Origin of the sequence: Cupriavidus sp. a3, from assembly GCF_051015765.1 — a bacterium.
Taxonomy (GTDB): Bacteria; Pseudomonadota; Gammaproteobacteria; order Burkholderiales; family Burkholderiaceae; genus Cupriavidus; species Cupriavidus oxalaticus_A.
Map to the genome: position 1 here is coordinate 3,574,392 of NZ_CP170643.1, position 15,227 is coordinate 3,589,618.

A 15,227-nucleotide genomic window follows, 5' to 3' on the forward strand; every position below is an offset into this window, starting at 1 on the left:
GGACGGTAGACGGCGGATGACACAGGCGACACAAAGGGCTTCCCAAGCCGTAAAAACACTGCTAGTATTGCGGGCTGTTCCAGTTCACCGGAACTTGTTGCCGAAGTAGCTCAGTCGGTAGAGCAGCTCATTCGTAATGAGAAGGTCGGGGGTTCGATTCCTCTCTTCGGCACCAATCAAATCAAGCACTTAGCCCAGCCCGCCCGGTTGGGCTTTGTTGTTTCTGGGCAGCGTGTAGCCAGCAGGCTGCGGTTATTCTGCGCTGCCTGAAGCCGATGCCGAGGGCGTGGCATCGGCAAGAACGTGCGTGGCCACCCAAAGCCAGCCACTTGTCGTCGACCGACGCCTCCACGAGCCGGCTCTGGCCGCTTACGTCAGGTCTCTTCCAACAGTACTTTGGCATCTTGCCAGTCAACGGTATCGAACCCTTCGGTGAAGGTGTCATGAATACCGGCCAGGATGGTGCAGTTCGGCCGCGAAGATCAGGCTCATGGCAAGGGCGAACGGATCAGAGGCCTTGCTGGCCAGCGCCAGCGCTTTCTCGCTGCGCACGCACGCCTGGTCCGGAAAACCAAGAAACCAGAGCGTCCAGCTTAACGTGCTCCGCATATGGAGGGCGAGGTTAGGCGCATGACGCAGAGGCCCCGGATGGTCATGCCGTCCTTCATGATGCCCCCCGCGCAAAGGAAGCCGACGCCGGTGACGACCCCCTGCACAATACGTGTCGGGTCTGCCTGGGCGTGCGCTGCAGCACCGCCGTACCACAGCGCCGGGTAGCCGACGAACACCGTCAATGCCGTCGACGCCATGCACACGAGGCCGTAAGTGCGCATGCCAGCGGCCCGGCCGTTGTACGAGCGCTCGTAGCCAACCAGCATTCCCAGCAGCAACGCGCCCGCCAGGTTCAATCCGATGAACGCGTTGGCGGCGAGAAAGCTACCGCTCCAATAGTGCTGCAGATCTCCGATCATGGGGTTTCGCGATCAGGATGCGAGCCAGGCATTCAGCGAGCGCAAGGTTTCCTCGCTCAGCTCGCCGGCCGCGGCGGCAAGACGCAGACGGCCCAGGAGGTAGTCCAGGCGTGCCTGGACCACGTCAAGCTCGGCGGCGAACACGCGCTGCTGCGCGTCCAGCACGTCGGGTTCCGTACGGGTTCCCACGTCACGGCCAAGCGTCGTCGCCGCGAGCGCGCTACGCGCCGAAGTCAGCGACTGCTCGAGTGCGGCGACGCGCGACACGCCCGTTTTCACCGAGAGGAATCCATCCTGCACCTTCAGGCGCACGTCGCGCCGGGCGGCGGCAAGCTCCTGCTCCGCCTGGCTCTTCCTCGCAACGGACTCCCGCTCGCGCGAATCCAGACCGCCGCCCGCGTACAGCGGAATGTTGAGCTGCAAGCCGACCGTCGCGGTGCGGGTGTTGCTGGGTGCAACCCAGGGAGCCAGGTTGCCGCTCTGCCCTTGTGCGCCATAACGTGCCACCAGCGCAACGGTCGGGCGGCTGCTGACGCGGTACTTGTCGATCTCCATGCCGGCAATGTCGAGCTCCGACTGCCTGGTCTTCACCAGGTAGCTCTGCTCTTCCCCCCTTGCCTGCCACGCCGTGAGATTGTCCGGTTCCGGCGGCCGCGGCGCGAAACCGGGCGCCAGCGCGCTGAGGTGATCGGGCGGCATGCCGACGGTTTCCTGGAATCGCGTGCGTCGTTGCTCCAGCGCGGACTGCGCCGTAACTTCGCGACTCTCCACCCCATCCAGGCGCGCCTGGGCTTCATGAAGATCGGTGATCTTGCCCTGGCCGACGTCGAAGCGGGCCTTGGCGCGGTCGCGTTGCTGCCGCAAGGCCGCCTTCTCGGCTTGCACCACACGCAGCGTTTCCTCGCCCAACACCACGCCGAAGTATGCCTCTGCCACCCGCAGGGCCAGGTCTTGGCGAGACTGGTCGAACTGCGTCTGCGCCAGGTTTGACTGCTCGCGGAACTGCTTCCTCGTTGCTACCGCGGTCCTGTCGTACAGCGGCTGAACCAGCACCACGCCGGCCTGCCGCGACGTTCCCGAGCTATCGCTGGCTACCAGCGGCGCGCCGTCGACCGGCTGGTTGCCAGACAAACGATTGTTGATCCTGTCCAGTGCCGCCTGGAGGTTTACGCGGGGACGCAGCAAGGCGTCGCCCTGCACTGCCTTTTCCCTCCCCGCCGTGAGCGCATCGTTTGCAGCGAGGCTCGTCGGATCATGCGCCAATGCTTGCTGATAGGCCGTCACGAGATCGATAGCGCCCGACTCTCCGGCGTTTAGGAACAGCATGCAGCCCAAAGCCACTTGCGCGGCCCGCAGGGCCATACTCAATCTTTTCATCGAAATCACTCTCATCGTCACATTGCGATCAGACGGTCGCAGGACGCTTTGCGCGGTACCAGGTCGCATACAGGGCGGGAAGGAAGACGAGGGTCAGCACCGTGGCAACGGCGAGCCCACCCATGATTGCCCACGCCATGGGACCCCAGAACACGGAATGGGTAAGCGGCACCATCGCCAGGATCGCCGCCAGGGCAGTCAGCACGATCGGGCGTAGCCGTCGGACCGCCGCCTCCACGATGGCCGTCCACAATGGGACACCCGCGGCCACGTCCTGGTCGATCTGCACGACCAGAATCACCGAGTTGCGGATGATCATTCCGGCGAGGGCGATAACGCCTAGCATGGCGACAAAACCAAATGGAATCCGGAACGCGGCCATGATGATGCTGACACCGATCAGTCCGAGCGGCGCTGTCAGCAAGACCATCGCCATCTTTCTCATATCCTGCAATTGAATCATCAGCAGCAGGAGCACCACGATGATCGTCACAGGCATCACCGCGAAAACAGAAGCCTGAGCCTTCGCACTCGATTCGTAAGCGCCACCGATCTCGATGCCGTAGCCGAGCGGAAGTTCTTTTTCCAGTGCGTCGATCTTCGGCTGCAGTGCACGCGTGACGTCGGGTGCCTGCGCCCCCGCGATATCGGCACGAACCGTCAGCGTCGGCACGCGATTACGCCGCCACAGCTCGCTGTCCTCGCTGTCAAGCGTGAGTCGGGCCACCTGCGAGACCGGCACGAACTTGCCGTCGCGCACGTAGATCTTTGCGTCCTTCAGGTTGTTCAGGTCCGTGCGTTCCGCCGCGACGAGGCGCGACACCACATCGATACCCTGGTCTTCCTCGCGGTACTGCGTGATTGGCGTGCCCGACAGCGAAGCCTCAAGGGCCTCCTTGATCTGGCCTGAGCTGACACCCAGTGCACGCGCCTTGTCCTGGTCGACGTCGACCTGCAAGCGCTTGACGCGTTCGCCCCAGTCCTGATTGACCTGGCGCACGTGCGGCTCTTCGCGCATGATTGCGGCCAGTTTCTGCCCGATTGCGCGTACTTTGGCGTTGTCCTGCCCGTACACTCGGAACTGCACCGGGTAACCGACCGGCGGACCGTTTTCCAGTCGATTGACGCGGCCGCGCACATTGGGGAATTTTTCGTCGAACAGCTTCTCGAGCTTCTCCTTCACCCGCTCCCGTGCCTCGCCGCCCTTCGTCATCACCAGCATCTCGCCCAGATTCAGATTGGGCGTCTGCACGTCGAGGGGCAGGTAGAATCGCGGCGCACCGTTGCCAACAAAGCTGGTCACCGCCGCAATGTCCGGATCGCCCTTGAGCAGGCCTTCCAGCTTCTGGACCTCGCGTTGACTCGCCTCGAACGTCGAAGCCTTCGGCATCCACAGGTCCACGATGAGTTCGGGACGGTCAGACGCCGGAAAGAACTGCTGGGGTATTGCCTTGAACAGCAGCAGTGAGCCGATGAACGCAGCAACCGTGATGCCGAGCACCCACACGCGCTGCTTCAGGCAGAAGTCGATGAACCGGCGGAATCTGACATAGAAGCCGCGCTGGTAGACCGCGTCCTCGTCATGCGAGGCGTGCGCATGCTCCTTCAGGAGCTTGAAGCCGATGTAAGGCGTAAAGAGGACTGCCACGACCCATGACAGCACCAGCGAAATACCCACCACCTGGAACAGGGAGTACACATATTCGCCCGTGCCCGACTTCGCAAAGCCGACCGGGAGAAAACCCGCCGCGGTAATCAGCGTTCCGGTGAGCATCGGGAAAGCCGTGGCAGTGTAGGCGTAGGTGGCGGCGCGGAACCTGTCCCAGCCCTGCTCCAGCTTCAGCGCCATCATTTCGACGGCAATGATGGCGTCGTCCACCAACAAACCTAGCGCGATGATCAGCGCACCGAGCGAGATGCGCTGCAACTCGATGCCCATCACGTACATCGCCAGGAAGGTCATGGCCAGCACCAGCGGGATGCTGAGCGCGACGACCAACCCGGTGCGCAAGCCCAGCGACAGGAAGCTGACGACGAGCACAATGATCACGGCCTCGGCCAGGCTCTTCTTGAACTCGAATACGGAATGTTCGACGATACGCGGCTGGTCGCTGACCGCGTGGATCTGCACGCCCACCGGCAGGTTGGACTCGATGCGCTGGATCGTTTCGTCCAGCTTTGCGCCAAGCCGAATCACGTCGCCGCCCTTGCGCATGCTCACAGCCAGGCCGATCGCCTCATTGCCGTTGAAGCGCATCCTCGAGGTGGCGGGCTCCACAAAGCCGCGGCGGACGTCGGCGATATCGCCAAGGCGGAAGGTACGCTGGCCGGCACGGATGCCGATGGCGCGAATTTTTTCGACTGAGTCGAACTCGCCACTGACAGCCAGCCGTACTTGTTCCGCCGACGTTTGAACCGTTCCGCCGGATGTCACGGCATTGGTTTGTGCGAGCGTCGATGCGATCAGTGCCGGGTCGATACCCAGCGAGGCGAGCTTGGCGGTGGAGACTTCCACATAGATCTTTTGTTCCTGCTTGCCTACCAGGTCGACCTTGTTGACGTCGTCGACACGAAGGAACTCATTACGCGCGGCGTCCGCGATCCGTCTCAGGTCGTCATAGTCGAAGCCATCGCCCGTGATGGCATAGAGGTTACCGAACGTGTCGCCGAACTCGTCATTGAAGAGCGGGCCCTGCGTGCCCTGGGGCAGGGTATGCCGGATGTCGCCCATCTTCTTGCGGACCTGGTACCACACATCGGGTACGGCCTCCGGTGGTACATTCTCGCGCAGGTTGACCTTGACCTGCGTTTCGCCCGGCTTCACATAGGTGGACGTATAGTCAATCTCGGCGACCTCTTGCAGCTTGCGCTCGATCTTGTCGGTGACCTGGTCGGCCATCTGCTGCGCGGAGCTTCCCGGCCAGTACGCCTGCACAACCATGGTCTTGATCGTGAACTCGGGGTCTTCCTTCTGGCCCAGGCTGCCGTATGCCAGCGCACCGGCCACTGACAACAGCAACAGCAGAAACGCCACCATCTGCTGGTGCTTCAGTGCCCATTCGGACAGGTTGATCCCTTTCACTTCACACCTCCCGCCCTGGCGACAGTTACCGCCTCGGCCACCTTCACCTGCTGGCCCGCCTGCAGCATGTGCACGCCGGCACTCACCACGGTCTCTCCGCCCGCCAGGCCCTCAACCACGAGGACGCTGTCGTTCTGCGCCGCACCCAGCCTGACTTCACGCGCGATCACCCGCGACGTCTTCGGGTCGACCACCCATACCTGGCGGCCACGTTCATGATCAACGATGGCGGTCAGCGGCACGCGGACTACGCCGTTGCCGTCCACGTCGGGTGCGATCACCGACGCTGTCATGCCTAACCGCAGCTCCGGATCCGCCTCCTGAATGGAGATGCGCGCCGAGTACGTCCGGGTGACGCTGTCCGCGTCCGGCGCAAGCTCGCGGAGCTTGCCCGTCCAGGACTTGTCCGGTTGCGCCCATACCGTAATCGTCAGCATCGGCGCCTTGCGCAACTCGTCGACGCGCGACTCCGGAATGCTGATCGAAACCTCGCGTTCGCCGTCAGCCGCGACGGTGGCGATCGTCTGCCCGGCTGAAACCACCTGGCCAGCTTCCGCGTTGATTGCGCTTACCACGCCATCGCGGTCGGCTACGAGCGTGGTAAATCCGCGCATGTTGGCATTCAGCTGCTGACGCGCCTGTGCCGAACGCAGTTGTGCTTCCGCCTGGTTAAGCGCCAGCCGCTGCTGGTCCAGCTCGGCTTGCGAAGCAAAGTTCTGGGCCAGCAGTTGCTCGGTACGCTTAACGTCCACCCGCGCCTGGGCTACCCGGCTTCTTGCCGCATCAGCCTCCGCGCCCGCCGCGGCTACCTGCAACGTTTCTTGCGTGGGATCGAGCTGGAACAACGGCTGGCCGCGCTTGACATGGCTGCCGACTTCCACCATGCGCGCGACGATCTTGCCGCTGGTGCGGAATCCCAGCTGACTTTCGTAACGCGCACGAATCTCGCCTGAATAGGTCGCACCGACCGACCCGGCGGTGCGCCCGGCGACCACTGTCCGCACTGGCCTCACGTCCTTGCGTTCGGGTTCCGGACCCGGTGTGCACGCGGCCAGATGTGCCGCGATGATGGTAAGAGCTGCCGCTCGAAGGTTCCTGTTCAATTTCTGCGCTCCACTAAGGTCCGTCGCTCGCCTGCGATTCATCAGCGATCCACGCCACGGACTCGTGCTGGCTTCATTGACGGCAGGCCTGTTCGGGCTTTCGCCCTTCCTGAAAGCCCGAAGTCTACTTCATAATGATTTATTTGTCATGATGACATACAATGTATTTTTGTGTGTGTGAGGACGGGTCGCCTTTGAGGTCCCGGAGCGCAGGAGACGAAGACAGCCCGTGCGCAAAACGACAATGGCGATACGCGAAGTGATGCGACGGAGGCTGCAGATGCAGGAAGACCGGCGCGCGGGTCGCCGACGCATTAACCATGAGGAGAGAACAGATCAATGACCCCGATGCAGACCCGATTCGCAACGGAAGCAGAACCGTGGAAGACTGGCGACCACCGTCAGCGCGTCGCGGCAAAGCGGCGGCAGCGTATGCGCTCGCTATTGCTGAACAGTGCGATGCGCCTGATGCTGGAGAACAGGGTCTCGACGCCGTCCATCGACGACATCATCTCGGCAGCAGGGGTTTCACGCGGAACGTTCTACAAGTACTTTCCGTCGTCCGACGCGATCGTGCGGGAGATTGTCGGGAAGATGGCCGAGCAGTGGGTGCAGGCGGCCGACCCCATTGTGCGCGACCATGACGACCCGGCCGAGCACATCGCCAGGGGAATACGGCTGGCGTCGATCCTGACGGTACACCAGCCGGAGGTGGCTGGCATCCTTGGCCGGCTCGGATGGACGGCCTACCAGGCGCCGAATATGCTGGAGTTTGTCCGCAGGGACATAGAGGAAGGCGTTCGGCTCAATCGCTTCAAGCGCATGCCGATCGCCCTGGGCTTCAATATCGTTGCCGGAGCCGCAATGAGCGCAATGCAGAGCATGCTTGAGACCGAATGTCGCGAAGATTTTTCGGAGCTCGCCGCTGCCGTGGCATTGCGCGCCCTGGGCGTGGAGGAATCAGCGGCCGATGCGATATCCAGGTCGCCGCTGCATGCGAGTGAAGCGCTATTCGATGGCTTGCTCGCGAAAACGATCAGCGATATGCCATAGCGCTGGCTGCTAGTTGGAGGGCTCGGCCTTGGCGGCGAGCTTCTCCTGGGCCTTTTCGAGCAAGGATTCCGGCGGAGCCACCAGCTTTGGCAAAGGCGGGGAGGTCAACCGTACCGCACTCGCTGCAGGCACGCCGAGCGACTGCAACACCGCCCGGACAATCCGTTCCGGATAATCCTTGGCTGTTCTTCCCTTGGCCATGCGGTGAACGGCGATCAACCCGGCGCCGGCCACCATGTCCAACGCCACATCGGCCGCAACCTCGTCAAACGTGCCTCTCTTCAGGCCTTCCTTGATATCCGAGGGCAGGTATTCGTAGACGGCAGCACCCTTGCTGCCGACCAAAAGCAGGCCCGTACCGGAAAGAAACTGCGCCACGACAGGATAGGAGCGCGCAAGGTGCAGGTATAAGCGTATCCCCGTTGCAACCCGCAACGCCGGGTCTTCGATATCGCCGACCACGCTCTCAATCATTTGCACCATGTCGTGACTGAGCGCGTCACCGACAGCCGCCAGCAGATCCTCGTTAGTACGGAAATGGTTGTAGAAGGAACCTTGCGAGACGCCAGCAGACGCGATGACTTCCGGGATCACGCTGGCCCCCACACCCCTTTGCCCAAAAACGATCATCGCGCTTTCAATGAGACGTTTGCGCATCCGTTCACGACGTTCTGCGGCAACGCGAGGGCGATGGTCTTTGGGATCAGGAGCGGCAGGCATCTTCAGTTAGAGGACCTTATGTGACGAGGCGATTATATCAATACGCCGCTTCAACGCCGCCAGCATGGCGTACGCCATGCTGGCGGCAGCGGGCGCCGGCGCTCTTCTTATAACATACAATGTGTCATGATGACATCTAAGTCATTATGTGGAAGAATACGGAACTCATCAAAGATCCCGATGCGCACACGCGCTACTTGCCTCACGCAACGAGGCCCAATCATTTTCCCGAGGACATCAGTGCATCAGGACCACGCGTCGCTGCCAGTGGCCATGCAGGATCCGGACAAGCTGGTGGCATGCGAACATTGCGACGCACTCCATACACGAGCGGCGCTGAAACAGGACGAACGTGCCACGTGCCTGCGCTGCGGCGGCGCGCTATATCGCGACAGTTCGCGAGCCTATCGCCGCTTGCTGCCGCTCGTGGTGACTGCCTTGATCCTGCTTCTGGTTTCGAACGCGTACCCGATTGTCGCCATGGACCTCAAGGGCTCGCGCATGGAGACCACGCTATGGAGCGCGGTACAGGCACTCTACGCGGACGATATGGCGCCGGTGGCGATGCTCGTGTTCGCCACGACCATCCTGTTTCCGCTCGCCGAGCTGCTGATGATGTGCTACCTGCTCGTGTCGATGGCGCAGAACCGCACGCCACCCGGGTTCGAGCGCATCTTGCGCGGCATTTGCCGGACGCGGCCGTGGGGCATGATCGAAGTCTTCATGATCGGCGTGCTGGTTACGCTGGTGAAGCTGTCGACCATAGCGCAAGTGATGCCTGGTGTCGCGCTCTGGTCGTTCGGCGCCCTGGTGATTGTACTGGCCGTCATCCTGTCGTTCGACCCGCGTGAACTCTGGCACCACCTCGATGTGCACGATGCAGATGACGTACCGGCCCGCTCGCGGGATACCGCGCCATGACCGAGCCGCTTTCGCCCCTCCCCACCGCCACCTCGCGCGGACTGCTGTCGTGCCACACGTGCGACCGGCTCAGTCCGATGACGCTCGAGGCGGAACCGTGTCCGCGCTGCGGCACCGTACTGCATCATCGCAAGCCGGCCAGCCTGGCGCGCGCCTGGGCCTTCCTGCTGGCTGCCTACCTGCTGTATATCCCGGCCAATCTGTTGCCGATCATGGTGACGCAGTCAATTTTCGGCACGCAGCGCGACACCATCATGTCCGGCGTGATCTATCTGTGGTTGTCCGGCTCATACATGCTGGCAATCGTGGTGCTGATCGCCAGCATCGTCGTCCCGTTGCTGAAGATGATGATCCTCACCTTGTTGCTGCTATCGGTGCGCCGCGGATCGACCTGGCGCCTCCGCGAGCAGAGCAGCCTCTACACCCTGGTCGAAGTCATCGGCCGGTGGTCCATGCTCGACATCTTCGTGGTGGCACTGCTGGCATCGCTGGTGCGCGCCGGGGCGCTGGCCACCATTGCGCCCGGTGCCGGAGCCCTGGCCTTTGCCTCGGTTGTCGTACTGACCATGCTCGCGTCACTGAGCTTTGATCCCCGTCTGCTGTGGGATGCGCTCGAGACCTCTCCTTCCTCCACCGAATTTCAGCACTCCGAAAATGCCCGAACACACTAACCATCCTCCCCCAAACGGTATTCCACCGCCAGGACGCAAGCCCCGCGCGCGCTGGCTACCTTCCCTCGTCTGGGTAGTCCCGATCGTTGCCGCGGTGGTCGGACTCTCGCTGCTGGTCAGCACGCTTGCGTCACGCGGGCCCGAGATCACCGTCACATTCCGCACCGCGGAGGGCCTGACGCCAGGCAAGACCGCCGTGCGCTACAAGGACGTCGATATCGGACTGGTCAAGACAGCACGTCTGGCAGCGGACCGTTCGCATGTGATCGCGACGATTGCTCTCACCAAGGACGCCAGGAACTTCGCCGTGGCCGACACACGGTTCTGGGTGGTACGGCCCCGCTTTGCCGTGAGCGGCGTGTCAGGACTGGAGACGCTGCTATCGGGCGCATATATCGGCGTGGATGCCGGCAAGTCGGCCGAGACGAAGCACAGCTTCACCGGGCTCGAAAATCCGCCGGTCATCACCACCGACGCTACCGGCAGGCAGTTCGTGCTGCGTGCGCAGGACCTGGGCTCGCTCGACATCGGCTCACCGGTCTACTATCGTCGCGTGCGGGTCGGCCACGTGGTGGCGTACCAGCTCGAACCGAATGGCCGCGATATATCGCTGCGCGTATTCGTCAACAAGCCCTATGACAAGCTCGTTTCCGCCGACACACGCTTCTGGCACGCCAGCGGTGTCGACCTCAAGCTCGACGCGAACGGCCTGAAGTTGTCCACGCAGTCGCTGGCCACCGTGATGCTTGGCGGGGTGGCCTTCCAGGCCCCGGACCACTCCACCGCGCATGCCCCGGCCGCCGAGAACACCGAGTACCTGCTGGCGGCGGACCAGTCCGAAGCCATGAAGGAACCGGACGAGCTCGCTCCCGCGCTGGCAGTGCTCAACTTCGATCAGTCCGTGCGCGGCCTGTCGCCCGGTGCGCCGGTCGATTTCCGCGGCGTGACCGTCGGGCAGGTGCGCTCGATCGGTATCGAATACCAGCGTGACAAGAAGGCCTTCCGCATGCCCGTGGTCGTGGAGCTCTATCCGTCTCGCATGGGTCTGCGCGAGAAGGACGTGGCTGACGACGCGCGCAAGCGCGCCATTGTGCATAGCATGGTACAGCGCGGCATGCGTGCGCAGATGCGCACCGGCAATCTGCTGACCGGCCAGATGTATGTGGCACTCGATTTCTTTCCGAAAGCGTCCTCGCCGGTTAACCTGGACCTGAACGCGTCGGTGCCTGAGCTCCCCACCACACCGGGCACCTTCGACGAGTTGCAGGCCAAGCTTGGCGACATCATCACCAAGATCGGCAAGGTGCCGTTCGACCAGATCGGACAGGACGCGCGCACGGCGATGGTGTCGATGAACAAGATGCTCGTCAAGGCGGACAAGCTCGTGGCACAGGTCAACGGCGATGTGGCTCCGCAGGTGGTCGCTGCCCTGCAGGATATGCGCCGCACGCTCGATACGGCCAATGGCGCGCTGGCGCCCGACGCATCACTGCAACAGGATACGCGCAGGATGATGCAGGAACTCACGCAAACAGCCGTCTCGCTGCGCATGCTCACCGATTATCTCGAGCGGCATCCCGAAGCGCTCCTGCAAGGCAAGAGGGAAGAGAAATGATGAAACGTCTAACGATGCTCCTTACGCTGGCCGCCGCGGCCACGACCCTGATAAACGGCTGCGCGTCGCCCGAGGCGCGCTACTACACGCTGGCGGCCAGTCCCTCCGACGCCGCGCCGGCCGGTACCTCGCGAGCCGGCCGTAGCGGCGACCCATTATGGATCGAAGTCACGCCGGTGCGCGTGCCGGAGCGCCTGAACCGTATTCAGCTGGTGGTGCGTGACGGCAATGGGGGCCTCAAGCTTTCCGACACCTCTCGCTGGACGTCGCCATTACCCAACGAACTGCGCGATGCGCTGTCGCAGCAGCTGCAGGCGAGCCTCGATGCGGTGGATGTCTACCAGCGCGGCCTGTCGGCGACGCAGCCGGCATTCCGTGTGACGACCGATGTGGTAGCCCTCGACGCCGACGTGGGCAAGCGGGCAGCGGCGACCATCGCCTGGACCGTGCGGCGACTGCCGGACGGCAAGGTCCTGAGCGGCCGCACCGAAACGGAGGTGCCCGCGCCCGGGCAGGTGGAGGGCGTGGTGAAAGCATATCGGGAGATCCTCGCGACAACCGCGGCCGATATAGCAATTGGCGTGCAATCGCTAAACCGCTAGACGTGACGTTCGTACCCGGCGCCACCGCGCCACATCTCGACGCAGCCGGTTCCGGCCGACCGACGGTGGACGCCTGCCAGCTAAGGGGCCACCCGTTTTTCTGGGGCATACTCCAAGGTTCTGAGTGTCAGGCAACTGGAATGACGGACGATCGAACTACGGGGAATGAGTGGCCGGACCTGTCGGCTGAACGGGGCGTTGCGCAATATCAGCGGCTGGCCTCGTTGCTGAGGCACCGGATCGCAAAGGGCGAGTATCCGCTCGGCATGCTGCTGCCGCCGATCACGCAGCTCGCCGCTGACCTGGGCGTGGCCGTCGTTACCGTCCGGCAGGCGTATGAGTTGCTTTCCAAGGAAGGCCTGATTCGTAGCCAGCGAGGCATCGGGACCCGCGTGGCTGCCCTGCCCGCCGCCACCGCGACCTCGAACTGGCGATCAACGATCCGTTCGCAGCGCCGGAGGCGCTCGCCTTCGAAGTACTCGAAGTCCGGCGCCGCACCAAGGTGCCGCAGGAACTGCTCGGACCGGGCGACCGGTCGGACGGCGAGTACGTCTGTGTCCGCAAGCTACACACCTATTCCGGCGAGCCGTTCTGCTACGCGGAGATCTATGTGTTGACCCTGGTCTTCGACGCATTGCCCAAGGACACCGCCAGGAACAAAAAGCTTCTCGCCGCGCTGCTCGATGAACTGGGCTCGCGGGGGCAAACGTGTGCGACAACGGTTGACCGTAATGCCGGCGGATTTTCCCCTGTGCGACATGCTGAAAATCCCGTTCGCCACACCCGTCGCGAAGATGTCGCGACGTCTTCTTGATAACAAAGGCAACGTACTCTACGCCGGCGTCACATGGTATCGGGGTGACCGCTACGTCTCCGAAATTGACATCCCGGCGTCCGCGTTGAAGGCGGTGCCTGCCATTACCGAACCTCGCAGGGCCGCTGGCGAGCGCAAGTAAGGCTAAAAATCCTGGTCAGTCAGCCCCTAGGGTAAACAAGGGGCAGAAAAATCCTTCCTCAGCCACTAACATTCCAACATTAGAACTTTAGAAGTATCAACTTGACATGCAAGCCCGTTAGCCAGGCTTCGCCGTTGCACTGGGCGCTTCTATTCCTCCGGCGCGTTGCCGCCGTACTGAGTTTCCCGCCGAAGCGGCGTCCCTCTTCCGTGTCGTCAAAGGGCGACTTCCTTCTCAAGGATTCACATCCTCTAACAAACGGAGACAACTCATGACTGCAAGAGTACTTACACAGCCCACGACGTCCACCGGCGCCAAGCTGCCGCTGCCCGCCTTGCCGCAGGACAAGCTCCTGACCGTCAATATCGAGCAGATCCCGCTGATCAAGGATGTCTTTCCGGGCATCCACATCAGGCCGCTGCGCATGGACCCGGAGCGTGGTGAGTGGGTCATCATGGCCATCGTGGAACCCGGCTGTTCCCTTCCGATTCACTACCACACCGGAACGGCGCAGGTGTGGACAATCCAGGGCTGCTGGAAGTATCGCGAGTACCCTGACCAGCCGCAGACGGCCGGCTCCTACCTGTACGAACCCGGCGGCTCGGTGCACACCTTCTACACCCCCGAGGACAACACCGAGGACACGATCACCATCGCCTGGATCGAAGGCGCGCAGGTGAGCTTCAACGAGGACGGCACGTTCCACTCGCTCAATGACGCACTCTCGATCCAGTACGCGATCCAGGCTCTCGCGGCGGCGCGCGGCATCGGACCGGTGCCCTACGTCCGCGGCAATGGCACCGACGTTATCGAGGGATAAGAAGCGACTGACACCAAGGCAGGCTGCTCGCCGGCCTGCGCGGTGCCGTTCCTCTGCTCCTTACAGGCCAGCGTGTACGACACCGATCAGATCAATCAGTGACGATCCATCAATCCGCGAGATTGAGAGAGTGCAAGATGCGAATGATCAAAGCCGAGAGGATGTCGATACTGCCGATGCTGTTGTTGCTCGTTTTGCTGGCGACGCCGCAAGCCACAAGAGCGTGGGAACGCGGCAAGGTCGAAACCTTCGCCAAGTTGCCCGCTGGTGAGGCGCATCCCGAGGGGATCACCGTGGACCGCGAGGGCAATGTCTACGTCGTCACGGTGGCGGCGAACAAGCCCAGGACGAGCGAGGGCACGCTACTTGTGTTCGATCCGCGGGGCAAGCACCTGCGCACTGTCACCATCAAGGGCTCGAGCAGATTGTTACTTGACCTCGGCTTCCATCCCCGGACGGGCCAGTTGCTCGTCGTCGACTACAAGGGCGCGAAGGTCCTGAGCGTCGACCCCAGGACGGGTGCCTCGTCCGTGTTCATGACGGTCACCGGCAAGAACCCCGGCCTCGACGGGTTGACGTTCGACCCCGCCGGAAACGTCTACGTGACCGACGCCCACCAGGGCATCATCTGGAAGGTCGGACCCGATGGCGGCGAAGGGACGGCCTGGGTCACCAGCGCGCTGCTGAAGCCCACGCGGATACCACCGACCATCGGCGCCAATGGCCTGGCGTTCAACAACAAGAAGACGGCATTGTTCGTTGCCAATACGGCGAACGACATCGTTGTCAGGATACCGGTGAGCGGCCCGACGCTCGAGCCCGGCACCCCTGAAGTCTTCGTCAACCGGATCGGCGGCGGACCCGACGGCCTGATCATCGACGAGCACGACAACCTCTGGATCGCGTGCAACCAGTCCAACGAGATTCTCGTGCTCGAGCCGACGCAAGGCCGGGTCATTGCCAAGCTCGGCGATTTCGGCGGCATCGATCGCAACGGGGCGCCGATCGGCTTCCTCTGGTCGAACAGCCTCGTCTTCCATGGCGACGACATTCTGGTCACCAACCTCTCACTCGATGTCGAGACGGCCATTTCGCAGCTCAGTGACGAGCTTGGCCTGGCGCATCTTGTGGGCAAGAATCTGCGCACCATCGATGGGCCGTGGGCGCGCCAGGTGAAGACCCACACCATCTCGAGAATCAAGAAGCCGATACCGGAACGTCTTGCGCTCGACCGCGGTCCACGCTAACCAGATCCTGGTCGCTGACCGCACGACACCGGTCGATGAAAGCTTGCAGCCGATGATGGTGGACGAATTCAACTGAGTTAATCCAGCCG

Annotated in this window: 14 protein-coding genes, 1 tRNA gene and 1 pseudogene; 11 read left to right on the forward strand and 5 right to left on the reverse strand. The window is 62.8% G+C overall.

Translation table 11 applies throughout. The features are described 5' to 3' along the window. The first annotated feature begins 99 nt into the window (after positions 1 to 99). Positions 100 to 175 (forward strand) — tRNA-Thr (locus tag ACAD63_RS17145). Positions 176 to 638: 463 nt separating this feature from the next. Here ACAD63_RS17145 and ACAD63_RS17150 read toward each other — a convergent pair. The 4 genes and pseudogenes from ACAD63_RS17150 to ACAD63_RS17165 all read right to left on the reverse strand — a co-directional run. Further along, a pseudogene (locus ACAD63_RS17150) lies at positions 639 to 971 on the reverse strand (MgtC/SapB family protein); the annotation flags it as partial. Positions 972 to 983: 12 nt separating this feature from the next. After that, positions 984 to 2,363, reverse strand: a complete 1,380-nt coding sequence (locus ACAD63_RS17155) for a TolC family outer membrane protein (protein ID WP_434033030.1) — start codon at positions 2,361 to 2,363, stop codon at positions 984 to 986. A gap of 13 nt (positions 2,364 to 2,376) precedes the next feature. Next, on the reverse strand, positions 2,377 to 5,430 hold the full coding sequence (locus tag ACAD63_RS17160) for an efflux RND transporter permease subunit (RefSeq protein ID WP_195428169.1): 3,054 nt from the start codon (positions 5,428 to 5,430) through the stop codon (positions 2,377 to 2,379). Beyond that, positions 5,427 to 6,533: an efflux RND transporter periplasmic adaptor subunit gene (locus ACAD63_RS17165; RefSeq protein ID WP_240745936.1), complete on the reverse strand. Its 1,107-nt coding sequence runs from the start codon at positions 6,531 to 6,533 to the stop codon at positions 5,427 to 5,429. The genes ACAD63_RS17160 and ACAD63_RS17165 overlap by 4 nt, the downstream gene beginning before the upstream one ends. Before the next feature lie 339 nt (positions 6,534 to 6,872). On the opposite strand from ACAD63_RS17165, the gene ACAD63_RS17170 reads away from it, so the two are divergent. After that, positions 6,873 to 7,586 carry a TetR/AcrR family transcriptional regulator gene (locus tag ACAD63_RS17170; RefSeq protein WP_434033031.1) on the forward strand — a complete coding sequence of 238 codons (714 nt, stop codon included), beginning with the start codon at positions 6,873 to 6,875 and terminating at the stop codon, positions 7,584 to 7,586. Between the two features lie 9 nt (positions 7,587 to 7,595). Here the strand turns inward: ACAD63_RS17170 and ACAD63_RS17175 are convergent, their stop codons facing one another. Beyond that, on the reverse strand, positions 7,596 to 8,243 hold the full coding sequence (locus tag ACAD63_RS17175) for a TetR/AcrR family transcriptional regulator (RefSeq protein WP_135704841.1): 648 nt from the start codon (positions 8,241 to 8,243) through the stop codon (positions 7,596 to 7,598). A 336-nt stretch (positions 8,244 to 8,579) separates the two neighbouring features. Here ACAD63_RS17175 and ACAD63_RS17180 point away from each other — a divergent pair, with 336 nt between their 5' ends. The 9 genes from ACAD63_RS17180 (at position 8,580) to ACAD63_RS17220 (ending at position 15,138) form a co-directional block, all read left to right on the forward strand. Beyond that, positions 8,580 to 9,227 carry a paraquat-inducible protein A gene (locus tag ACAD63_RS17180; RefSeq protein ID WP_434034006.1) on the forward strand — a complete coding sequence of 216 codons (648 nt, stop codon included), beginning with the start codon at positions 8,580 to 8,582 and terminating at the stop codon, positions 9,225 to 9,227. Next, entirely contained in the window at positions 9,224 to 9,898 is a 675-nt protein-coding gene (locus tag ACAD63_RS17185) for a paraquat-inducible protein A (protein WP_133094112.1), read from the forward strand. Before ACAD63_RS17180 ends, ACAD63_RS17185 begins: the two co-directional genes overlap by 4 nt. Further along, positions 9,882 to 11,513, forward strand: coding sequence for an intermembrane transport protein PqiB (locus tag ACAD63_RS17190; protein WP_195428346.1), 1,632 nt, complete (start codon positions 9,882 to 9,884; stop codon positions 11,511 to 11,513). The genes ACAD63_RS17185 and ACAD63_RS17190 overlap by 17 nt, the downstream gene beginning before the upstream one ends. After that, complete coding sequence (locus ACAD63_RS17195) at positions 11,510 to 12,115, forward strand: PqiC family protein (protein ID WP_434033032.1); 606 nt, start codon at positions 11,510 to 11,512, stop codon at positions 12,113 to 12,115. The genes ACAD63_RS17190 and ACAD63_RS17195 overlap by 4 nt, the downstream gene beginning before the upstream one ends. A 266-nt stretch (positions 12,116 to 12,381) precedes the next feature. Then, positions 12,382 to 12,732, forward strand: coding sequence for a GntR family transcriptional regulator (locus ACAD63_RS17200; RefSeq protein WP_434034007.1), 351 nt, complete (start codon positions 12,382 to 12,384; stop codon positions 12,730 to 12,732). Continuing rightward, on the forward strand, positions 12,618 to 12,929 hold the full coding sequence (locus ACAD63_RS17205) for a hypothetical protein (RefSeq protein WP_434034039.1): 312 nt from the start codon (positions 12,618 to 12,620) through the stop codon (positions 12,927 to 12,929). Before ACAD63_RS17200 ends, ACAD63_RS17205 begins: the two co-directional genes overlap by 115 nt. Then, positions 12,874 to 13,071, forward strand: a complete 198-nt coding sequence (locus ACAD63_RS17210; RefSeq protein ID WP_434033033.1) for a hypothetical protein — start codon at positions 12,874 to 12,876, stop codon at positions 13,069 to 13,071. The genes ACAD63_RS17205 and ACAD63_RS17210 overlap by 56 nt, the downstream gene beginning before the upstream one ends. A 271-nt stretch (positions 13,072 to 13,342) precedes the next feature. Further along, positions 13,343 to 13,891: a 2,4'-dihydroxyacetophenone dioxygenase family protein gene (locus ACAD63_RS17215; protein ID WP_133094108.1), complete on the forward strand. Its 549-nt coding sequence runs from the start codon at positions 13,343 to 13,345 to the stop codon at positions 13,889 to 13,891. 143 nt (positions 13,892 to 14,034) lie between these two features. Then, positions 14,035 to 15,138, forward strand: a complete 1,104-nt coding sequence (locus tag ACAD63_RS17220; protein ID WP_434033034.1) for an SMP-30/gluconolactonase/LRE family protein — start codon at positions 14,035 to 14,037, stop codon at positions 15,136 to 15,138. Positions 15,139 to 15,227 lie beyond the last annotated feature (89 nt).